This window comes from Cobetia amphilecti (assembly GCF_032923285.1).
Taxonomy (GTDB): domain Bacteria; phylum Pseudomonadota; class Gammaproteobacteria; order Pseudomonadales; family Halomonadaceae; genus Cobetia; species Cobetia amphilecti.
Genome location: NZ_CP136695.1, coordinates 653,430 through 673,902 on the forward strand (window position 1 = coordinate 653,430; position 20,473 = coordinate 673,902).

Genomic DNA, 20,473 nt, shown 5'->3' on the forward strand with positions numbered 1-20,473 from the left:
ATGTGGCTGAAGCAGGCGTGACGCGACGCGATATGCTATGAACGATGCCCGGCATCACTTTCCCCCGCTCAGTCGCGAGGGTGGTGTGTCGGGCATCGCGCGCTCTGGGGCATGTCTGCCGCGGGCGTCTTCACTCAACGGGATGGCGGGACAAGGAATGTCGGCATGATGTCGGATGTTGCAGGGCTGACCAGCGGCCTTGATCTGATCAGCGTAGTGGCGCTGATCGCACTGGGTGGCGTGGCCGGTTTCATCAATGTGCTGTCGGCGGGTGGCTCGATGCTGACGCTGCCATTGCTGATGTTTCTCGGCCTGCCGCCTGCGCAGGCCAATGCCACCAACCGCGTGGCGATCGCGTTGCAGAGTGCGACCGCGACCAGCACCTTTCTCAAGGCGGGCGCGCACAACATGGGCGTGGCCTGGCGGCTGGCCGTACCCGCCGTGGCCGGCGCCATGCTGGGCGCCTGGCTGGCGACCCGCATCAGTGCCGAGGCATTCGAGAGCGTCCTGATCGTGGTGATGGTGGTGTGTTCGATCATGATGCTGCTGCCGACGCCGCGCATCGACACGCGTGAGCTGACGCCGGAGCGCATCACGCCCGTGGTGTTGCTGGCGATGTTCGGCATCGGCATTTATGGTGGCTTCATCCAGGTCGGTGTCGGCGTGCTGTTCATCGTGGTGCTCTACCGGCTGCTCAAGATCGACCTGACCCAGGTCAACGTCTTCAAGGTCTTCATCGTGTTGATGTATACCCTGCCGGCGCTGGCGGTGTTCGTGTTCGATGGTCAGGTGCGCTGGGCCTACGGTCTGGTGCTGGCGGTCGGCAACATGAGCGGTGCCTTCCTCGGCGCGCGGGTCAACATGAGTCCCGCGGGCGCGCGGTGGGTCAAGTGGCTGACGGTCGCGGTCATCTTCATCATCGTGCTCAAGCTGGCGCTGACCTGATGCTGGCCTGATGCTGACCTTATGTTAGACACGGAGTAAGCTCGCGGTAATCTGAGCGAAATGCCAGTCTGTCCTGTCGACACACCGGCATACCGCTCACCCCCTATTCATGATGGCGCCGAGCCCGGCTATGGCGTCTCTTCCTTCATCGTTCAGGAGTCTTTCCTCATGCAAGCCATGGTCATCGAGCAGTACGGCGGTCCCGAAGTGTTCGTCGAGCGCGAACTGGAGACCCCGACACCGGCGCGGGGGCAGGTGCGTATCAAGGTGACGGCTTCCAGCATCAACCCCATCGAGACCAAGCTGCGCAGCGGGCTGGTCAAGTCGCACCCGGAATTCCCGGCCATTCTCAATGGCGATGTCTCCGGGGTGATCGATGCCGTCGGCGAAGGCGTGTCGGACTTCTCCGTCGGGGATGAAGTGCTGGGTTGTGCCGGTGGCGTGAAGGGCTGGCAGGGTGCTCTGGCGGACTACATGATCGCCGACACCCGTGTGATCGTGAAGCGCCCGAGCCTGGCGGCGCTGACGCTGGAAGAGTGCGCGGCCTTGCCGCTGGTGTTCCTGACGGCCTGGACGGCGCTGGTCTCGCGCGGTCAGATCAAGGAAGGCGAGCACGTGCTGATCCACGCCGGCACCGGCGGCGTCGGCCATGTCGCGGTACAGATCGCCAAGTATCTCGGCGCGCATGTCACCACCACCGTGTCCAGCGAAGCCAAGGCGGATCTGGCGCGTCAGCTGGGCGCCGACGAGATCATCAACTACCGCGAGGAAGCGGTCGCGGACTATGTTACGCGCCTGACCTCCGGGCGTGGCTTCGATCTGGTCTTCGACACCGTCGGTGGCGACAACCTGGATCGCTCCATCGAGGCCACCGCGACCTCCGGTCGTCTGTGCTCCATCAATACCCGCTCGACCCACGACCTGACTCAGCTGCACTCCAAGAACCTGTCGCTGCACGTCATCTTCCGCTCGGTACCGCTGCTGACCGGTATCGGCATGGACGACCAGCCGGAACTGCTCAACGCCCTGAGCGAGATGCTGGAGGCCGGCGCGGTACGTCCGCTGCTCGACGAGCACCAGTTCAGCTTCCGTGACGTCGCCAAGGCGCATGAGCTGCTGGAGTCCGGCGAGGCGCTGGGCAAGATTCTGCTGGTAAATCGTTGAGTATTGGCACCTTCGGTCAGTGAGGGTGTCTCATCTTCATTGGCCGTTGATCAGGAAGAGAAGTGATGAGAATGACGCGTTTGATGGTGGCTGCCCTGTTGGTGGCCAGTGTGAGTCTGGCCGGCTGCAATACCGTGGCCGGTTTCGGCAAGGACCTGGAGCATCTGGGCGGTTCGATCGACAACGCCGCCAGCTGATAGCCCGAGAGAGAGGAATGCCCATGCGACGATTCATGATGATGACTGGCACCGCGCTGCTGTTCGGCCTGCTGTTGGGTGGCTGCAATACCGTGGAAGGTTTCGGGGAAGATCTCGAACACCTTGGGGGTTCCATCGAGGAATCGGCCAGTTGATGGCACTGTCCATGACATGGGCGGCGAGTGAACAAAACATGAATCTCACCCCTTGAAAGCCCATGGGGCGGCCCAAGGTATGAGGGTAGAGGCGCAGGAACTGGCGTCTTTACGAGATTTCTCGATATTCACTACCGCAAGGAGCATGACCATGTCCCGCACCATTGCACTCATCTTCGCCTCTTTCTTCACTCTGGCCGCGCTTTCCGGCTGCAACACCGTTGACGGTGCCGGCCAGGATGTCGAGCATGCTGGCGAAGCTGTCCAGGACGCCGCTCAATAAGCGACGCCCCGGATAGTGGTGATATCCAACGCCCGGCCATCGCGCCGGGCGTTTTCGTGTCTGATCGCCAGACATGCAGGCGTGCTGACTGACGGGCCGCCTTGCGTCATCATGGCGCTGACGGCATGCGCCCCCAGCGTGCGTCACTCCCGCCACCGCGAGCCAAGGGCCCGACATGGATCATCGACAGTTGAGTTTTCTGGTCGCGCTGGCCAGTGAGCGCCATTTCGGTCGCGCAGCGCGGGTCTGTCATGTCACCCAGCCGACGCTGTCGGCGCGCCTCAAGCAGCTCGAGGAGGAGCTGGGCACGGCGCTGATACTGCGCGGCCATCGCTTCGAGGGCTTCACGCCGGAAGGGGAGCGCGTGCTGACCCACGCACGGCGCATTCTCGCCGAGCTGGATGAGCTGAAGGGAGACCTGTCGCCGGACGCGGTGCTGACCGGCCGCCTGTCACTGGGCGTGGTGCCGTCGGCGCTGGCGGCGGTCGGCGAGTTTCTGCCGCGGCTGCGTGAGGCCTTTCCGCAGCTCTCGCTGCGCCTGCGCGAGCTGTCGACCTCATCGCTGGCCCAGGGACTCGAGGATGGCGAGCTGGATCTCGCGGTCGGCTACCCTGCGGCGCCGGCCATGAGCGGCTTCGCCTGTCGGCCGCTCTATCAGGAGCATTCGGCGCTGATCGCCAGTCAGGCGCATTTCCGCCTGCCCGACGCGCCGCAGTGGGAGTGCCTGCGTGACTATCCGCTGGTGTTGCTGACGCCGGAGATGCAGCAGCGGCGACGCCTCAATCAGCAGTTTGAGCTGCTGGGCCTGCAGCCCTCGCCCTTGTTGGAGGCCAATTCGATTTCCGGCCTCGGCGTGATGCTGGAGGCTGGCCTGGGAGTCAGCGTGCTGGCGGAGAACCTGGCCGATTCGCGGCTTGGTGAAGGGCTGATCGCGCGTCGACTGCCCGGTGAGGGCGAGACGGTCGGGCTGTTGTGGCGCAGTGGTCAGCAGCGCAGCCGACGACTGAATGCCGTGCTGGAGCTGCTGCGTTCGCTGCCTCACTCGGCGGGTGTGGCCGATTGAGTGAGCCTGCAACGCAGAACACCCCGTCGAGACGGGGTGTTCGGTTAGCGAAAGCGACGTTGGCCGCTATCAGCGCTTCTTGCTGGCCTTCAGCGCGGCACGGCGGGCGGCTTCACGCTGCTGCCGCTTGGCATCGCGCCGCGCCTGCATCTGGGCGACGGCATCCATGCCCAGATGAGCTTCGCCACGTTCTCTGGCGAGGCGAATCTGGTTCTCGCGTTCGGCGAAGCGCGCCTTCTGGGCATCGCTCAGCTTGTCGTAGCAGCGCGGGCAGCTGACGCCTTTCTGATAGCGCTCGCTCTGCTTGTCTTCCTCGGTGATCGGCAGGCGGCAGGCATGGCACTGGTCGTACTGGCCGGGACGCAGCTGGTGGTCGACGGTGACGCGCTCATCGAACACGAAGCACTCGCCCTGCCACAGCGTCTCTTCCTCGGGCACCTCTTCCAGATACTTCAGGATGCCGCCCTTGAGGTGATAGACCTCATCGAAGCCCTGCTCCTTGAGATAGGCCGTGGACTTCTCGCAGCGGATGCCGCCGGTGCAGAACATCGCCACCTTGCGGTGCTGTGTCGGGTCCAGCTCACGCGAGACGTAGTCCGGGAAATCACGGAAGGCAGTGGTGTTCGGGTTGACGGCACCGGCGAAGGTCCCCACTTCCACCTCATAGTCATTGCGCGTGTCGATCAGCAGCACCTCAGGATCGGAAATCAGCGCATTCCAGTCCTTCGGCTCCACATAGGTCCCGACGGTGTGACGCGGATCGATGCCCTCGACGCCCATGGTGACGATCTCGCGCTTGAGCTTGACCTTGGCGCGCAGGAAGGGTGCCTGCTCGGCCAGTGACTGCTTGGTGTCGAGCTCGGCCAGACGCGGGTCGCTGGTCAGCCAGGCGAGCAGCGCATCGATGCCGGCGCGTGAGCCGGACACGGTGCCGTTGATGCCTTCGCGGGCCAGCAGCAGGGTGCCGCGGATGGCGTGCTCGTTCATCACCGCCAGCAGCGGGTCGCGCAGCGCCTCGAAGTCCTCGAGGGTGACGAACTTGTAGAGCGCACAGACCACATGCTGCGGCGCCAGCGGGCTGGGGCGGGCGGAGGCAGACGTGCTGGTCAGCTGCGGGGCGCTGGCCTGATCAGGCGCGGCGGTCAGGTCGGGAGTGTCGGTCATGCGAAGGTCCTCATGCGGGCCGGAACGTAAATCCGGAGCAGGATGATCGAGAGATGAGAGCGGCTGGCGGACGGGGGATATCGCGACAGCAGGAGCACCCTCAAGGGTCGGCGACGCATTTTACGCGACTCGCGCGCGAATTTCTCGCCCGCCGCGATGGCCCGCATGCCTGTCACCGGCAGGATGCCATCTTCATTGGCGGCGTCTATCAATTGGCGGCTCGGCTCAATTGGTCGCCCTCACGGCATGGCGGTAGGATATTCCCATATTGCGCAGAGGTCGGGTGAGGGTTGCGCGCACCGTTCTCGCCACGCATCTGCGCCACGGAGAGCCGTAATGAAAGATTCGCTCTATCAACAGGCGCCAGGCGCTGCAGGCTATGCGGATGCCCGCGAGGTGCCGCTGCGCGAGCTGGATGGCCCATCGGAGCTACCGGTGAGCCTGGCGCTCAATGACACCGCGATGGGCACCTTGCTGGCCAGTCCAGAGGCCCTTGAGCCGCTGGCGCTGGGGCATGCCTTCACCGCGGGCTGGATCACGCGGCGTGACGAGGTCTCGGCGATCCATCTCTCGCGGCTGCGTCATGGGCTGGCGGTGCGTCTCGAGGTCAGTGACTCGCTGGCGCGCAAGGCCGAGCGTCATCAGCGGCGTGAGAGCAGTGTCTCGAGTTGCGGCGCCTGTGGCGTGCAGGACGAAGCGGAGCTGATGGCGGGGCTAATGCGTCTGCCGCCACGGGCAGCGCTGGCCCCCGATGCGCTGCTACATGGACTGGAGCGTCTGGAGCGCGCCACGCGCCGTGGCATGCATCTGGCGCTGGGGTTGGACGCCGAAGGCGGTCTGATCTCGCAGGGCGCCGATATCGGTCGCCACAATGCGCTTGACCGCGTGATCGGCATGAGTCTCGACAGCGGTGTGTGGCCCGAGGCGTTGCTGGTGTCGAGCCGCTGCAGCCTGGAGCTGGTGCAGAAGACCATCCGTGCGCGCATTCCGACCCTGATCACTCTCGCGGTGCCCTCGCGACTCGCCGTCGAGACCGCCCGCGCCTGCGATCTCAACCTGATCTGTGCCCACCGCGGGCGTCGACTCGAATTGCTCAGCGGTCACGCTGATCGCCCCCGTTCATCCTAGCCAGTGGATCCTGACATGACCGACATTGCTGCCCCCGAGATCGAGACGCCTGCGTCTGCCAGCCTGCCCCGCGAGGATGCGCAACAGACGCGTCATCCGCGCATTGCCGCCTATTCCGGGCCGGCGGGTGGCTGGGGCGCACTCAAGAGCGTCGGTCAGCATGTCAGTCACTCCAGGGCACCGTGGAAGAGCGTGCGCTCCCTGCTCAAGGCCAATCAGGACAAGGGCTTCGACTGCCCCGGCTGTGCCTGGGGGGACCCGGAACACGGCTCCTCCTTCGAGTTCTGCGAGAACGGTGCCAAGGCGGTGGCCTGGGAAGTGACCGCCAAGCGGGTCACACCGCGCTTCTTCGCTCAGCATACCGTCACGGAGCTGCTGGGCTGGGACGACTTCATGCTCGAGGATCAGGGCCGTCTGACCGAACCGATGCGCTACGACGCGGCCAGTGATCGCTATACGCCGATCAGCTGGGACGCGGCCTTCGAGCTTGTCGCCGAGCATCTCAGCGGGCTGTCGTCGCCGGATGAGGCGCTGTTCTATACCTCGGGGCGTGCCAGCAACGAGGCGGCCTATCTCTACCAGCTGTTAGTGCGTCTGTTCGGCACCAACAACTTCCCCGACTGCTCCAACATGTGCCACGAGGCCAGCGGTGTCGGCATGAAGGCGAGCCTCGGCGTCGGCAAGGGCACGGTGCTGCTGGAGGACTTCGAGCACGCCGATGCCATCTTCGTGTTCGGTCAGAACCCCGGCACCAATCACCCGCGCATGCTGGGTGATCTGCGGCGTGCCTCACGGCGTGGCGCGCGCATCGTCAGCTTCAATCCGCTGCGTGAGCGGGGGCTGGAGCGCTTTGCCGACCCGCAGTCGCCGCTGGAGATGATGACCCTCTCCAGCCAGCCCATCAGCCATCGCTATTACCAGCCACGCATGGGCGGCGACATGGCGGCGGTGCGTGGCATGGCCAAGGCGCTATTCGCGATGGAGGCGCGGGGCGAATTCACGCGCGCCGCCAGCTTCATCGAAGCGCATACCCGCGGCGTCGAGGCCTGGCAGGCGCTGGTCGAGGCGACCGAGTGGGCAACCCTCGAGGACCAGTCCGGCCTGACGCGCGCTCAGCTCGAGGAGGCGGCGACCATCTTCGCCAGTGCCGACAACGTCATCTGCACCTGGGCGATGGGCATCACCCAGCATCTGCATGCCGTCGAGAGTGTGCGCGAGATCGTCAATCTGCTGTTGCTCGGCGGGCACTTCGGCCGTCCCGGTGCCGGGGCCTGTCCGGTGCGTGGCCATTCCAACGTCCAGGGCGATCGCACCATGGGCATCGACGAGAAGGCGCCCGCCTGGCTGATCGATGCGCTGGAAGCGCGCTACGGGGTCAGCATGCCGCGTACGCCGGGCTACAACACCGTGGAGAGCCTGGCGGCGCTGGAGCAGGGCAAGGCGAAGACCTTCATCGCGCTGGGCGGCAACTTCACGCGCGCCACGCCGGACAGCGAGCGGACCGAGGCCGCGATGCGCAACCTCGAGCTCAACGTCCAGATCAGCACCAAGCTCAACCGCAGCCATCTGGTGATGGGAAAGCAGACCGATGCGCTGATTCTGCCGTGTCTCGGGCGCAGCGAGATCGATCGCTCCTCGCAGGTGGCTTCCCAGCACATCAGCGTCGAGGACTCGATGTCGATGGTGCACTCCAGCGCCGGCATCAAGGCGCCGGCCAGCCCTGAATTGCGCTCCGAGCCCGGCATCATCGCGGCGATCGCGCGTGCCACCCTGGCGCGCGTGCTGCCGGCGCGAGGTATCAGTGATCCGGTCGATTGGCAGGCCCTGAGCGAGAACTATGATCTGATCCGTGACGAGATCGCGGCGGTCATTCCCGGCTTCACGGACTTCAATGCGCGGCTGGCACACAAGCGCGGCTTCCACCTCGCCAATCCGGTTCGCGAGCTTGCCTTCCCGACCTCCAGCGGCCTGGCCGAGTTCTCGCACATGCCGCTGCCGGAGTCGGTGATGCATCAACAGCTGGCGCGGCGTGATGGCTGGCTGACGCTGCAGACCATGCGCAGCCACGATCAGTACAACACCACCGTCTACGGCTACAACGACCGCTATCGCGGCGTGTCGGGTCAGCGGCGGGTGATCTTCATCAATGGTGAAGACCTGGCGCGGCTGGGGCTGGCCGACGGTGATTGGGTCGACATGCTCGGCGAGCCGCGTCCGGACGGCAGCGAGCGACGTGCGCCACAGTTCCGTCTGGTCGAGTACGACATCCCGGCCGGTTGCATCGGGGCCTACTATCCGGAAACCAACGTGCTGGTCGCGTTGGAAAGCCACGGCGCTGATACCGGTACGCCATCCTCCAAGGCGGTGCCCGTGCGTCTGGAGCGCAGTTCACGCATCGCCTGACGGCGCGAGACGCCAGCAGCAGGGTGCATGCATCATCACACTGCCGTGCCGCGAGGAGACTCGTCGCGCGGCAGTCGTGTGTCTAGAATATTCCCGTGCGCCGAGCCAGCTACGCTCGGCGCACGTCTTTTCCGTCCTCAGTGCTGCCCCAACCACCGTTCAAGAGAGTGATCCATGCAATATCTGCACACCATGCTGCGTATCCGTGATGTCGACGCTTCACTGCATTTCTTCCGTGACCTGCTCGGCATGGTCGAGATATCGCGCAAGGATTCCGAGAAGGGCCGCTTCACGCTGATCTTCCTGGCAGCCCCGCAGGATGCCGAACGAGCCCGCGAGATGCAGGCGCCGATGCTGGAACTGACCCATAACTGGGACCCGGAAGAATACGAAGGTGGGCGCAACTTCGGCCATCTGGCCTATCGCGTCGAGGATATCTACGCCACCTGTCAGCATCTGATGGACAACGGCGTGACCATCAATCGCCCGCCGCGTGACGGCCACATGGCGTTCGTGAAGAGCCCGGATGGGATTTCGCTGGAGCTGCTGCAGGCCGGTGACGCCCTTGCGCCGCAGGAACCCTGGGCCTCCATGAGCAACACGGGCAGCTGGTAAGCAAGCAAGGCCGCATGTTGACGTGTGCGTAAGCGTCGCATCCAGGCAACGCAATAGCCGAATTATGACTGGTGCATCGCCCAGCAGGGCTTATGATGTAATGAAGTTCATAAGCCCCGTAGCATGATGAGTAACATGTCGTGCTCGGCCTTTGTGGAGTGTCATCGCGGCAGGCAGCTATACCTTCTTCCTTTCTCTTGCTGCCCGCCTGCCGCGATGTTGCACCTCCTTGAGTCGCGTGAGGGACCGCCACGCGGACACTGCCTAGCTGGCAAGGACTGCCTGATGCCGAGAGTCATAAGCGCCTGGCTACGTCATGAACCACGATTGCTCGCCGTGGAGCATCGTCGTTTCTACCATGCCTATCTTTGGGTCTATCTGATGCTGATGGGCCTCTTCGTGGTGTGGGTCCCCTTCTTCACTCTCTTCAACGAGCCGCGGCTGGCATTCGTCAGCGGCATCATGGCGCTCGTGTCCGTGCTGGGCGTGATGCTGCACCGGGCGCATCAACTGACGCTGGGTCTGGCCCTGATGATGAGCGCCTTGACGCTGATGGCCTGGCTCTCGGTTTTCTGTTTCGGGCTCTCGGCGGGCTATGAGTACTATTTCTTCATCGTGATGGCCGGTATTCACCTGGCCCCGCTGGCGGCGCGTGTTCGAGTGGTGACGACCCTGATGCTGTTCATGGCGGCTGTCTCGGCACTGATGGTCTCGCCAGTCCTGCATGAGGACGGCGTCCTGTCGGCCTGGGTGCTGCAATCGACCAATCTGTTCGCGGTCTTCCTGATGATGGTCACCTTCCTGTGGCGCATGCTGGCACTTACCGAACATTTCGAGCGTCAGTATCTGAAGGATGCCAGTCGTGATGAATTGACCGAATTGCTCAATCGCCGCCAGATATTGCGCCACGCCGAGGACTGGTGGCGTGACGGAGTGCCCTGTGCGGCCTTGATGCTGGATGCGGACAACTTCAAGCGCGTCAATGACCTGCATGGCCATGCCGTCGGAGATGAAGTGCTGCGTCATCTGGGCCGCCTGCTGACGGCCACACTGCGTCAGGGCGATCGCGCCGGGCGTGTCGGTGGCGAGGAGTTCCTGGTGCTGCTGCCACGTATCGGGCGCACCGAGGCCATTTCCGTGGCGGGACGCATGCGCTCCCTGCTGGCCAAGTCTCCTCCGGTCTTCGCCGGCACGCCGGTGCCGGTCACGGTTTCCATCGGCGTTGCCATCAGTCATGAGGTCGATTCGCTGGATGAGCTGATGCAGCTGGCCGACAGGCGGCTGTATCACGCCAAGCACAATGGGCGTGATCAGGTGGTGGCCGGTGGGGAACACGAGATGACAGGCCTTGCCACGCCCGATGTCAGCCCTCCGCCCCCCGGCAATGACGGCGGCGGACTTGGCAAGGCAGAGGCCGTGGAGGAGGGCGCTCGCTGCAAGGAGGATGACCGCCAGGAAAAGCAGCGCCACAAGGATTCCAGCCCTTTCTCGCGGACCCCCCTCGTCGGCTGACCTGAGTTCAGGTTCTTGAGTGCAGGTTCACGAATGCTGCTTCAGGAGCGCTGCTTCAGGAGCGCTGCTTGAATCGGGCCAGCGCGTTCTCCATGCCACGGGCAACGGTGGTCGCCAGTGGTGTGCACAGCACCCAGGGCAACGCGATCAGTGCAATGCTGAGCGAGCCCAGATAGACATCGCTGAACCAATGAGCGCCGACCATGATCCGCGGAGCGCTCAGCAGTACTACGAACGCCAGGCTGCACAGCGCGATGCGGCGCGGTGCGAAGGCCAGCATGAAACTCGCGAATACCATCAGCATCAGGCCGTGATCCCCCGGGAAGCTGTTCGACGCCGAATCCTTGGTCTTGAAGGACACCAGTTCGGAGAGATGCTGTGCGTGGCTGAAGAAGCGCGTCGGGCTGGCATGGCCATAGCTGATGGCGCGCAGCACGAACAGCGAGAGCAGGCCCGCCGTCAGCAGCATGGTGATGCCGATGCTGGTCCAGCGGCGATAGCGGGCAGGCTGTTGATCATTGAGCATCGCCCAGCAGAACAATACCCCCATCATGGCGAAGGCCACGGCGTCGAAGGCGCGCGTGTTCAGAATGCCGAGCAGCGTGTCCCAGTGCGGATTGAGCGGTGTGATGAACTGGTTGAAGTCCCAGAAGACATCGCTGTCGAGGGTGGGCCAGAAATCCAGCGCCGGTATCCACCAGCACGCCAGCAGCGCCACACCGAGCGCATTCAGGAGCACCAGTCGTCGCAGATTGAATCCTGTCTGCGTCCTGTGCGAGCGGGGCGGGGGCGAGGGTTGCACGTGCGGGGCCTGCTGCGAACCACTGACTCGCTGTGAAGACGCAGTATCAGCGGCGTGCATGGAAGGACTGTCGGGGGCGGCGGGAGTCATGTCGTGTCAGCTCTGCGGGGCTCATGTCGGGACAGGCTCACTCAGGTCGGTAGCTCGCTGGCTCGCTGGCCAGAGGACTCGAGACAGGCGACGCTGAGTGGCGATCTGGTCGAAATTCTAGAGCAGGCTTTGCTTTGAAAACACTGTTTTCAAAGTTGGCGAGGTGGACAGATGGTTGCGTCCATCGCGCTGCTGGCAAGCCGGCGGTAGTCCGGCAGGTGACACTCAGGCGCATGTCGCGAGGGCCTGTCGTTCATGACAGCCGTGCGCATGATCGCTACCCTTGCTGTCATGTCCGTTCCTTTCCCACCGTTCTTTCCGTCTGCCGGGTGACTGCCGTTGCCGGCAATGTCACCGGCGGGCGCCACAGGAGTCATCCATGTCCGTTACCGTGCGTCGTCTATCGCGTTATACCTCCGTGGGGTTCGCTATCTCCTTGCTGGCTGGCTGCGCGGCCATGACACAGCATCCGCAGGGCAGTGCCTCATCGGGAGCCGCTGCTCCTGCTCTGGTGGGCACCCAATGGAGTTTCTCCGCCACGGATGCCAGTGAAGAGGCCGCCAACTTCCTGCTGCAGCCTCCCAGCCAGCAGCAGCTGGCAGACGAGGAGGATGACCGTCTGCGTCTGGTCGGCAGCAATGGTTGCAACCGCCTGATGGGGCCGGTGGTGCTGGATGAGTCGCGTCAGACGCTGGATATCGGTCCGCTGGCCTCGACCATGAAGATGTGCCCCAACCCCGAGCAGTCCAACGCCTTCAATCGCATGCTCGAGGATGTGGCCAGTTACCAGATCAGCGGCAGCGGGGAGAGCGCTCGGCTGCGCGTGATGGATGATACCGGCTATCTGCTGGCGACCTTCATGCCGCTGGAAGGCCCCGCCGAGTAATTGCTCGGCGCGCTTGTGAGGGCGCTTCGCGAGCGGGCTGCCAGAAACGAGAAAGCCCCCTGCACCGTTCGGTGCAGGGGGCTTTTGCTTGCGTGAAGCGCGTGCGTGACTTACAGCGCTTCGATCTTGACGCGCTGGCTTTCCAGCAGCGCAAGTTCCGCCTGGGCGTCGGCCAGCTTGGCGCGCTCCTTCTCGACCACATCAGCCGGTGCACGACCGACGAACTTCTCGTTGCCGAGCTTGTTCTCGAGGCCGGTGATGACCTTCTGCTGCTTCTCGTGCTCCTTGTCGATGCGCTTGAGCTCGGCTTCCTTGTCGATCAGGCCTGCCATCGGCACCAGCACTTCCAGCTCACCGACGCGCTGGATGGCGGACATCGGGGCTTCGTCGCCTGCCGCCAGGAAGGTGATGCTTTCCAGACGTGCCAGCTTGGAGAGGAACAGGCGGTTGGCTTCCAGGCGCTCGGCATCGCCAGCCGCGCCGTTCTGCAGGAAGACTTCCAGCGGCTTGGCCGGTGACAGGTTGAGCTCGCCGCGCACGTTGCGGATGGCGATGATGATGCCTTTCAGCCACTCGATATCGCGGATGGCCTGCTCATCGATCCGGTCGGCTTCGGCCTGCGGCCACGCCTGGCTCATGATGCTCTCGCCTTCCACCGGCTTGCCGGCGTGCGGTGCGATACGCTGCCAGATCTCCTCGGAGATGAACGGCATCATCGGGTGGATCAGGCGCAGGATGGTCTCGAGGGCGCGCACCAGGGTGCGACGCGTGCCGCGCTTGGCTTCGATGCTGGCGTTGTCGTCCCACAGAACCGGCTTGGACAGCTCCAGATACCAGTCGCAGTACTCGTTCCAGATGAACTCGTAGAGCGCCTGGGAGGCGTGGTCGAAGCGGAACTCTTCCAGCGCGCGGGTGACCTGCTGCTCGGTCTGCTGCAGGCGCGCGATGATCCAGCGATCGGCCAGCGACAGTTCGACGGCTTCGCCGTTGACGCCGCAATCCTGGTCCTCGGCATTCATCAGCACGTAGCGCGCCGCATTCCACAGCTTGTTGCAGAAGTTGCGATAGCCATCGAGACGGCCCATGTCGAACTTCACGTCACGCCCGGTGGAGGCGAGTGACAGCAGGGTGTAGCGCAGCGCATCGGTACCGTGAGGCTCGATGCCTTCCGGGAACTCGTTGCGCGTGGCCTTGGCGATCGCCTTGGTCTTCTTCGGCTGCATCATGTTGCCGGTACGCTTCTCGACCAGCTCCTCGATGCCGATGCCGTCGATCAGGTCGATGGGGTCGAGCACGTTGCCCTTGGACTTGGACATCTTCTGACCGAGGCTGTCACGCACCAGACCATGCACGTAGACCTTGCGGAACGGCACTTCACCCTTGAACTTCAGGGTGAACATGATCATCCGCGCCACCCAGAAGAAGATGATGTCGAAGCCGGTGACCAGCACGTCGGTGGAGTGGAAGGTCTTGAGCTCTTCCGTGTCCGCCGGCCAGCCGAGGGTACCGAAGGTCCACAGCGCGGAGCTGAACCAGGTGTCGAGGACGTCTTCGTCCTGACGCAGTTCGACGTCGGCACCCAGGTTGTTCTCGGCGCGGACTTCCTCTTCATTGCGGCCGACATAGACGTTGCCGTCGTTGTCGTACCAGGCCGGAATGCGGTGGCCCCACCACAGCTGACGCGAGATGCACCAGTCCTGCAGGTCACGCATCCACGCGAAGTACATGTTCTCGTAGTTCTTGGGCACGAACTCGATGTCGCCGTTCTCGACCGCCTCGATGGCCGGACGCGCCAGCTCCTCGACGGCCACGAACCACTGGTCCGTCAGCAGCGGCTCGATGACATCGCCGGAGCGGTCACCGTGCGGCAGGGTGTTGTTGACGGCCTCGACCTGCTCCAGCAGGCCCAGCGCGTCCATGTCGGCGACCAGCTTCTCGCGCGCGACGAAGCGATCCAGACCGGCGTAGGCGGCCGGCAGGCTGGCGTCTTCCTGGGGTTGCGGACGGCCCTGGAGGTCATAGATCTCGGCGCGCTCCAGGATGGTGGCATCCTGGCTCATCACGTTGATCAGCAGATGGCCCTGACGCTTGCCGACTTCGTAGTCATTGAAGTCGTGGGCCGGGGTGATCTTGACGCAACCGGAGCCCTTTTCCATGTCGGCGTGTTCATCGGCGACGATGGGGATGCGACGGCCGACCAGCGGCAGCTCGATGAACTTGCCGACCAGGCTTGCGTAGCGCTCATCCTTGGGATTGACGGCCACGCCGGTGTCACCCAGCAGGGTTTCCGGGCGCGTGGTGGCGACGATGACGTAGTCCTTGCCATCGGCGGTCTTGACGCCATCGGCCAGCGGATAGCGGAAGTGCCAGAAGCTGCCCTGCTGATCGCGGTTCTCGACTTCGAGATCGGAAATCGCGGTGTGCAGGGTCGGGTCCCAGTTGACCAGACGCTTGCCGCGGTAGATCAGGTCTTCCTTGTGCAGGCGTACGAAGACTTCCTGCACCGCCTTGTAGAAGCCGTCATCCATGGTGAAGCGCTCGCGCTTCCAGTCGATGCTGGTGCCCATGCGACGCAGCTGGCGGGTGATGTTGCCGCCGGACTCTTCCTTCCACTCCCAGATCTTGTCGGTGAAGGCTTCGCGGCCGAGATCATGGCGGGTCTTGCCTTCTTCGGCGGCGACCTTGCGCTCGACCAGCATCTGGGTGGCGATACCGGCATGGTCGGTGCCTACCTGCCACAGGGTGTTGCGACCCTGCATGCGGCGCCAGCGGACCAGGGTGTCCATGATGGAATCCTGGAAGGCGTGGCCCATGTGCAGGGAGCCGGTGACGTTGGGCGGCGGGATGACAAGTGAGAAGCTCTCGCCCTGGCCTGACGGCGCAAAGCGGTTGTCGGATTCCCAGCGCTCGTACCAGCGCGTCTCGATGGCGTTCGGTTGGTAGGTCTTGTCCATGGGTCTGCATTGATCCGGTTGGGCGGGGCGTCCCGCGCCGGCTCAAGGAGCGGTCAGCGCAGGCAGAAAATGGGCTCGATTATAGCGCCGCTGATGACGGGCGTCATTCGGTCTTGGCGGGCAGGCCCTCGTGGCGTCTGGCAGACGCTGTTTTCACAAAGCAGGCAACATCCACGCACTGATGCCGTATCCTGTTGCGACCTCATGAGCCGAGGCTTGCCGCCTCGCACACTTCCCATTCTCTCACGCTCGCGGAGCCGCAATGTCCAAGCCTCGCCCCACGGACGGTGCCCCTCGTCCGACACGTCGTTGGGTCTGGCATGAACTGCTGCGTCATGCGCTGGTGCCATTGCTGGTGCTCGAGGTGGCGCTGCTGGGCTGCTATCTGGTGTTGCACTGGCTGGTCTCCGGGCAGCAGGACTCCACGCGCAGTGAGCTGGTGAATACCCAGCTCGAGCAGCTGACCCATTACGAGGCAGAGCACATCAGTCTGCTGGCGGACGACTGGCGCAGCGATGCCCGCCAGCTGGCGCGCAGCACTCTGCGTCACATGGACACCCCCGTGACGTCCCGCCAGCGCGAGCAGGAGCTAAAGCGCCACATGAGTGCGGGCGACGGCACCCTGTACGTCGCCGAGAATGATGGTGGCGCCGGCTCCTATTACTCCTCGCTGGTGCCCAGCTATCTGCAGGACCACGACAAGGTGGTGCGCCTCTCGACAATGGACGCCCAGGTGTCGGACATGCTCGCCACGCAACCCGAGCTGCGCCAGATCTGGTTCTCCGGCTACGACGGCTACTTCCGCATGTTGCCGTGGACCGATACCCGCAACATCTTCACGCCCGGCGTCGACCTCACCAGCTACGGCTTCTACTACCTGGCGGATGACCGCAACAACCCGAGCCGTGGCGCCGTCATCACGCCGCCCTACCAGGACCCGGTCGGCAGCGGCTGGCTGGTCTCGACGCTGATGCCGGTCCATCGCGGCGACTTCCTCGAAGGCGTGGTCGGCATCGACGTCACCCTCGATTCTCTGGTCGAGCGGCTCGAGAATGCCGAGCTGCCCTGGGGCGCCTATCTGATTCTGGTGAGTGACGATGTCGTCATGGCCATGCCGAGTGTCGGCGAGCAGGATTTCGGCCCCCAGCCCGACCCTGAAGTGGTGCCGATGCCGCTGCTGCACGATCGCTTCCTCGATACGGCGCATGATGTCGAGAACTCCCCGGCCATGGCGCACCTGCTGCGCAGCATCTCGGATGAGGCGCAGGGCGTGCGCAGCGTTTCCTTGCTCGCCGGTGAGCGGCTGGTCGGCTGGCAATCGGTGCCGGGCACCGACTGGCGGTTGTTGGCGGTGGTGGATGCGCAGCAGGTCAACAGCGGCATCGATATCTGGAATGAGCGCTTCAATCAGCTGGGCTACGTGATGCTGGTGGGGCTGATTCTGTTCTTCTTCGCCCTGCTGGTAGTGATGCGGTGGCGGGCCGAAGCCATGGCGGCCACCCTGTCCGAATCACTGGCACGCCTCAGCGACATGGCGCTGCGCATCGGTCGCGGTCAGCCCGTGGTCCGCGAGCGCTTCCAGTTGCAGGAGCTGGACCAGGCCGGTGAGGCATTGCGCGAAGCGGCCCAGCGCCGTGATCAGATCGAGCTTGAGCGCGCCGAAGGTGCGCGGCACGTCGAGATGGTGATGGCGGCCTCCGGCGATGCCACCTGGCGCTATGACTTCGATCAGGACGATCTCTACCTGCACGAGAATTTCTTCCTGATGCTGGGGCTGCCGGTACGCGCCAGCATGCATCTGGCGGACCTTGACGCCATGACGCACCCGGAAGACCTCGTCGGCCTGCTCGAGGCGCGCTGGCGGGTCATGCACGGGGAAAGCTGGGCCGAGGCGCGCGACGTGCGCTATCGGCATGCGCGTGGTCACTGGGTCTGGGTGCAGATTCGCGGCCAGATCACCCGGCGTGATCATGAGGGCCGGCCACAGCGCGCCACCGGGCTGGCGCTGGACATCCAGCGCCACAAGCAGTCACTCAAGCTGCTGGAGGCGGCCCGCGACAGTGCCACCGAGGCCAGCCAGTCCAAGTCGCGTTTCTTCTCGAGTTTCAGTCACGAGATTCGCACCCCGCTCAACGCCATCATGGGCTTCACGGATCTGCTCTGCGAGGAAGCCGACCTGACCCGCGAGCAGCGCCGCTACGTGGATGAGGCCAGTCATGCGGCGGCGCAGCTGTCGGCGCTGATCGAGGACGTGCTGCAGATGTCGAGTCTGGAAGCCGGTGACCTGCCGCTGGATTGCCAGCCCCTCTCGGTGGGCCAGAAGCTGATACGACTGGCAGGGCAATATCAGCCGCGCCTGGAAAGTGCCAATCTGACGCTATCACTGGCGCTGGAAGGCGAGTCACTGTGGTTGAATGCCGACCAGCGGCGCCTGGATCAGATTCTCGGCAACCTGATGGGCAACGCCATCAAGTACAACCGCGAGGGGGGCTGGATTCGTCTGGCCATCGGCCAGGAGCGCAATGCCAGCGGAGTGGAGATGGGCTGGGTGGAAATCACCGATGGCGGCTTCGGCTTTGATTCCGCGCAGGCGGTCCAGCTGTTCCAGCCGTTCTCGCGTCTGGGACGAGAAGATTCAGGCATCGAGGGCACCGGGCTCGGGCTGGCGCTGTCGCGGGAGCTCGCCCGCCGCATGGGCGGTGACATCACGGCGCGGGGCGAGCTGGGCGAAGGCGCCAGCTTCCGGGTCTGGTTGCCGCTGGCGGATGTCAGCGCCCATGAGCGCGTCGTCCAGGCGGCGTGGTCGGCGGAGAAGGTGCTGCCGGTGCCCTGTCGCTGGCTGGTGATCAGCACGCGGGCGCAGGACCGTCTGCGCCTCGAGGTGATCGGCAGTCACGTCGCCAATCTGGAGATCATCATCGCCAGCAGTGCGGCCCAGGCGTTGCGCCTGGTGCGAGATGTCAGTCCGTGTCTGGTCATCTTCGGCGATGTGCCGGACATGAACGTGGCGGCGCTGTTCGCCGAGATCCAGCGCATGCCGCGCGAACTGCCGTTGTGGGCCGTGCGTATCGGGGAGCGTGACGCCAGCGAGGCCGTAGGCGGCCTGCCCGAGGCCTTCTTCGACAGTGGTGAAAGTCCGCCGAGCATGGCCGATATCGAGCGCTGGATGACGCATCTGATGGTCAACTTCCAGCGTGCCTGCGATACGGACCGCTGACGCATGGCGTGTCGCTCAGCTGACGCCCTTGAGCTGATGCGAGCGCACGGCATAACCGCGTGACTTGTAGGTACGCCAGCATTCGCGCTTGGTCACCAGCACATCCTGATGCTGATTGATGATCTCGGCGACGCGCTCGAAGCGTGAGAACCACTCGGGGATCTCGGGGTGCAGGTTGAGCAGCGCCTCGATACCCGGCGCCGGGGCGTCCTGCCAGCCGATGGTGACCGGCGGGCGCGGCACGTCATCGGCGTGTTCGGCCTCGCGGGCGGCCATGTCGAGATCGATATCCAGCGCATGGGGCACGAAGCTTTCCGGGCGGAACTGCCACAGATGCTCATCGAACTGACGCGCCATCGCCTCGTCCTCGACATGCACATGCAGGCGAAAGCCCTTGGCGTGGATGGTCTCGGCCAGCCGGCAGGCGAATTCCAGCCGGGCTTCCAGCGTGGTGTCGGGCAGGATGTAGAAGTCGATCTGGGTCATGGGCACCGCTCGGGCAAGGAATTCTCGAGCGCTCAGGATACCGCACTCGCCGCGTGGCTTCGATGCAGCCTGCCTCCCATGACGTCTTTCCGAAGTCAGATATCCGTGCGCCAGAAACCCCAAGGCCCGCCTCTTTCGAGGCGGGCCTTGGGGTTTTGGTCATCCTTCAAGCCACAGGGGCAGGCTCGAGGGCTTGTTCCCGTGCACTCATGTCAGCGCATTTATTTCAGTGCACTCATGCCAGACGCGTCATCCAGCCTCGCGTGTCTTCGGCGCGACCGTATTGCAGGTCCAGCAGCTGGCTGCGCAGACGCATGGCGACATCACCGGCGTTGGCGGTCAGGTCGAGGCGACCTTCTTCACTGACCAGCTCGCCCACCGGGGTGATGACGGCGGCGGTACCGCAGGCGAACACCTCGGTGATCTCGCCGGAGGCGATGCCTTCACGCCACTCGTCGATGCTGATCGGGCGCTCTTCCGGCGTCAGGCCCAGATCGGTCGCCATGGTCAGGATGGAGTCACGGGTGACACCTTCCAGAATGGTGCCGGTCAGGCGCGGCGTGACCAGACGGCCGTCCTTGAAGACGAAGAACAGGTTCATGCCGCCCAGCTCCTCGACCCACTTGTTCTCGGCGGCGTCCAGGAACACGACCTGGTCACAGCCATTGGCGGAAGCTTCGCTCTGCGCGGCCAGTGAACCCGCGTAGTTGCCGCCGCACTTGGCGAAACCGGTACCGCCGGCGGCCGCACGGTTGTAGTGCGAGGACAGCCAGATGGAGACCGGCTTGATGCCGCCCTTGAAGTAGGCCGCCACCGGTGAGGCGATCACGTAGTAATCGACTTCACGCGACGGACGCACGCCGAGGAAGGCTTCACTGGCGATCATGAACGGGCGCAGATAGAGGCTGCATTCGTCACTGACGCTGGCCGGAGTCGGCACCCAGGCGCTGTCCTGTGCGAGCAGGGCCTTGAGCGAGCCGACGAAGTCCTCGTCGGACAGCTCCGGCAGTGCCAGACGGCGGGCGGAGTTGCGGAAACGTGCGGCGTTCTTCTCGGGGCGGAAGGTCCACACCGAGCCGTCTTCATGACGGTAGGCCTTGATGCCTTCGAAGATTTCCTGGGCGTAGTGCAGTACCGAGGCGGCGGGGTCGAGGCTCAGCGGGCCGTAGGGGCGGACTTCATGGCCGTGCCAGCCGCCGTCGGCGGTCCAGCGTACATGGGCCATGTGATCGCTGAAGTGACGGCCGAAGCCGGGATTGGCCAGAATGGTGTCACGAACGGCAGCATCCGCCGGTTGCGTGGACGCGCGGACGTCGAAGCCTTTGGTCACGTGGGTGTCTCCGTAGCAGCGAGACCCCCGACGCGGAACGCCGGGGGTCGAATCATTTTTATAGGACCTCTCGGGTCAG

Annotated in this window: 17 protein-coding genes; 12 read left to right on the forward strand and 5 right to left on the reverse strand. The window is 64.4% G+C overall.

Features of this window, described 5'->3' with window-relative positions; all coding sequences use genetic code 11:
* Window positions 1-165: 165 nt before the first annotated feature.
* The 6 genes from R1T44_RS02900 (at window position 166) to R1T44_RS02925 (ending at window position 3,807) form a co-directional block, all read left to right on the forward strand.
* Entirely contained in the window at window positions 166-945 is a 780-nt protein-coding gene (locus R1T44_RS02900) for a sulfite exporter TauE/SafE family protein (RefSeq protein ID WP_225347489.1), read from the forward strand.
* A gap of 168 nt (window positions 946-1,113) precedes the next feature.
* The gene (locus R1T44_RS02905; RefSeq protein ID WP_054555249.1) at window positions 1,114-2,109 is read left to right on the forward strand and encodes a zinc-dependent alcohol dehydrogenase family protein; all 996 of its coding nucleotides are present in this window, start codon (window positions 1,114-1,116) and stop codon (window positions 2,107-2,109) included.
* Window positions 2,110-2,174: 65 nt separating this feature from the next.
* On the forward strand, window positions 2,175-2,306 hold the full coding sequence (locus tag R1T44_RS02910) for an entericidin A/B family lipoprotein (RefSeq protein ID WP_084589348.1): 132 nt from the start codon (window positions 2,175-2,177) through the stop codon (window positions 2,304-2,306).
* Between the two features lie 23 nt (window positions 2,307-2,329).
* The gene (locus R1T44_RS02915) at window positions 2,330-2,461 is read left to right on the forward strand and encodes an entericidin A/B family lipoprotein (protein WP_107335644.1); all 132 of its coding nucleotides are present in this window, start codon (window positions 2,330-2,332) and stop codon (window positions 2,459-2,461) included.
* 151 nt (window positions 2,462-2,612) lie between these two features.
* Window positions 2,613-2,744 (forward strand): entericidin A/B family lipoprotein, encoded by a 132-nt coding sequence (locus R1T44_RS02920; protein WP_043333217.1) that lies wholly within the window; start codon window positions 2,613-2,615, stop codon window positions 2,742-2,744.
* 175 nt (window positions 2,745-2,919) lie between these two features.
* On the forward strand, window positions 2,920-3,807 hold the full coding sequence (locus R1T44_RS02925) for a LysR family transcriptional regulator (RefSeq protein WP_317292537.1): 888 nt from the start codon (window positions 2,920-2,922) through the stop codon (window positions 3,805-3,807).
* A 69-nt stretch (window positions 3,808-3,876) separates the two neighbouring features.
* On the opposite strand, the gene trhO is transcribed toward R1T44_RS02925, so the two are convergent.
* Window positions 3,877-4,971, reverse strand: coding sequence for an oxygen-dependent tRNA uridine(34) hydroxylase TrhO (gene trhO / locus R1T44_RS02930; protein ID WP_317292538.1), 1,095 nt, complete (start codon window positions 4,969-4,971; stop codon window positions 3,877-3,879).
* A 336-nt stretch (window positions 4,972-5,307) separates the two neighbouring features.
* Here trhO and R1T44_RS02935 point away from each other — a divergent pair, with 336 nt between their 5' ends.
* The 4 genes from R1T44_RS02935 to R1T44_RS02950 all read left to right on the forward strand — a co-directional run bounded on the left by R1T44_RS02935 (window position 5,308) and on the right by R1T44_RS02950 (window position 10,629).
* Window positions 5,308-6,099, forward strand: a complete 792-nt coding sequence (locus R1T44_RS02935; protein WP_317292539.1) for a formate dehydrogenase accessory sulfurtransferase FdhD — start codon at window positions 5,308-5,310, stop codon at window positions 6,097-6,099.
* 15 nt (window positions 6,100-6,114) lie between these two features.
* Window positions 6,115-8,502, forward strand: a complete 2,388-nt coding sequence (locus R1T44_RS02940) for an FdhF/YdeP family oxidoreductase (protein ID WP_317292540.1) — start codon at window positions 6,115-6,117, stop codon at window positions 8,500-8,502.
* Between the two features lie 174 nt (window positions 8,503-8,676).
* Window positions 8,677-9,117, forward strand: a complete 441-nt coding sequence (locus R1T44_RS02945) for a VOC family protein (protein ID WP_043333215.1) — start codon at window positions 8,677-8,679, stop codon at window positions 9,115-9,117.
* A 285-nt stretch (window positions 9,118-9,402) separates the two neighbouring features.
* Entirely contained in the window at window positions 9,403-10,629 is a 1,227-nt protein-coding gene (locus R1T44_RS02950) for a GGDEF domain-containing protein (RefSeq protein WP_248379831.1), read from the forward strand.
* 55 nt (window positions 10,630-10,684) lie between these two features.
* On the opposite strand, the gene R1T44_RS02955 is transcribed toward R1T44_RS02950, so the two are convergent.
* Window positions 10,685-11,368: a phosphatase PAP2 family protein gene (locus R1T44_RS02955; protein ID WP_279835210.1), complete on the reverse strand. Its 684-nt coding sequence runs from the start codon at window positions 11,366-11,368 to the stop codon at window positions 10,685-10,687.
* A 532-nt stretch (window positions 11,369-11,900) separates the two neighbouring features.
* Here R1T44_RS02955 and R1T44_RS02960 point away from each other — a divergent pair.
* The gene (locus tag R1T44_RS02960; RefSeq protein WP_213113690.1) at window positions 11,901-12,407 is read left to right on the forward strand and encodes an META domain-containing protein; all 507 of its coding nucleotides are present in this window, start codon (window positions 11,901-11,903) and stop codon (window positions 12,405-12,407) included.
* Between the two features lie 110 nt (window positions 12,408-12,517).
* Here R1T44_RS02960 and R1T44_RS02965 read toward each other — a convergent pair whose 3' ends face one another.
* Window positions 12,518-15,361: a valine--tRNA ligase gene (locus R1T44_RS02965; protein ID WP_317292541.1), complete on the reverse strand. Its 2,844-nt coding sequence runs from the start codon at window positions 15,359-15,361 to the stop codon at window positions 12,518-12,520.
* 262 nt (window positions 15,362-15,623) lie between these two features.
* Here R1T44_RS02965 and R1T44_RS02970 point away from each other — a divergent pair, with 262 nt between their 5' ends.
* Window positions 15,624-18,578 carry a cache domain-containing sensor histidine kinase gene (locus R1T44_RS02970; protein WP_317292542.1) on the forward strand — a complete coding sequence of 985 codons (2,955 nt, stop codon included), beginning with the start codon at window positions 15,624-15,626 and terminating at the stop codon, window positions 18,576-18,578.
* A gap of 15 nt (window positions 18,579-18,593) precedes the next feature.
* Here the strand turns inward: R1T44_RS02970 and R1T44_RS02975 are convergent, their stop codons facing one another.
* Window positions 18,594-19,064 carry a DNA polymerase III subunit chi gene (locus R1T44_RS02975; protein WP_043333207.1) on the reverse strand — a complete coding sequence of 157 codons (471 nt, stop codon included), beginning with the start codon at window positions 19,062-19,064 and terminating at the stop codon, window positions 18,594-18,596.
* Between the two features lie 235 nt (window positions 19,065-19,299).
* A complete protein-coding gene (locus tag R1T44_RS02980; protein ID WP_043333205.1) occupies window positions 19,300-20,394 on the reverse strand; it encodes a branched-chain amino acid aminotransferase in 1,095 nt (364 codons plus the stop codon).
* Window positions 20,395-20,473 lie beyond the last annotated feature (79 nt).

What these genes read in the sequence shown, in the direction of transcription:
- R1T44_RS02900 (WP_225347489.1), top strand. Translation starts at nt 166, where the DNA reads ATGATGTCGGATGTTGCAGGGCTGACCAGCGGCCTTGATCTGATCAGC.
- R1T44_RS02940 (WP_317292540.1), top strand. Translation starts at nt 6,115, where the DNA reads ATGACCGACATTGCTGCCCCCGAGATCGAGACGCCTGCGTCTGCCAGC.
- R1T44_RS02925 (WP_317292537.1), top strand. Translation starts at nt 2,920, where the DNA reads ATGGATCATCGACAGTTGAGTTTTCTGGTCGCGCTGGCCAGTGAGCGC.
- R1T44_RS02935 (WP_317292539.1), top strand. Translation starts at nt 5,308, where the DNA reads ATGAAAGATTCGCTCTATCAACAGGCGCCAGGCGCTGCAGGCTATGCG.
- R1T44_RS02970 (WP_317292542.1), top strand. Translation starts at nt 15,624, where the DNA reads ATGTCCAAGCCTCGCCCCACGGACGGTGCCCCTCGTCCGACACGTCGT.
- R1T44_RS02975 (WP_043333207.1), bottom strand. Translation starts at nt 19,064, where the DNA reads ATGACCCAGATCGACTTCTACATCCTGCCCGACACCACGCTGGAAGCC.
- R1T44_RS02910 (WP_084589348.1), top strand. Translation starts at nt 2,175, where the DNA reads ATGAGAATGACGCGTTTGATGGTGGCTGCCCTGTTGGTGGCCAGTGTG.
- R1T44_RS02950 (WP_248379831.1), top strand. Translation starts at nt 9,403, where the DNA reads ATGCCGAGAGTCATAAGCGCCTGGCTACGTCATGAACCACGATTGCTC.
- R1T44_RS02945 (WP_043333215.1), top strand. Translation starts at nt 8,677, where the DNA reads ATGCAATATCTGCACACCATGCTGCGTATCCGTGATGTCGACGCTTCA.
- R1T44_RS02920 (WP_043333217.1), top strand. Translation starts at nt 2,613, where the DNA reads ATGTCCCGCACCATTGCACTCATCTTCGCCTCTTTCTTCACTCTGGCC.
- R1T44_RS02960 (WP_213113690.1), top strand. Translation starts at nt 11,901, where the DNA reads ATGTCCGTTACCGTGCGTCGTCTATCGCGTTATACCTCCGTGGGGTTC.
- R1T44_RS02905 (WP_054555249.1), top strand. Translation starts at nt 1,114, where the DNA reads ATGCAAGCCATGGTCATCGAGCAGTACGGCGGTCCCGAAGTGTTCGTC.
- trhO (WP_317292538.1), bottom strand. Translation starts at nt 4,971, where the DNA reads ATGACCGACACTCCCGACCTGACCGCCGCGCCTGATCAGGCCAGCGCC.
- R1T44_RS02965 (WP_317292541.1), bottom strand. Translation starts at nt 15,361, where the DNA reads ATGGACAAGACCTACCAACCGAACGCCATCGAGACGCGCTGGTACGAG.
- R1T44_RS02915 (WP_107335644.1), top strand. Translation starts at nt 2,330, where the DNA reads ATGCGACGATTCATGATGATGACTGGCACCGCGCTGCTGTTCGGCCTG.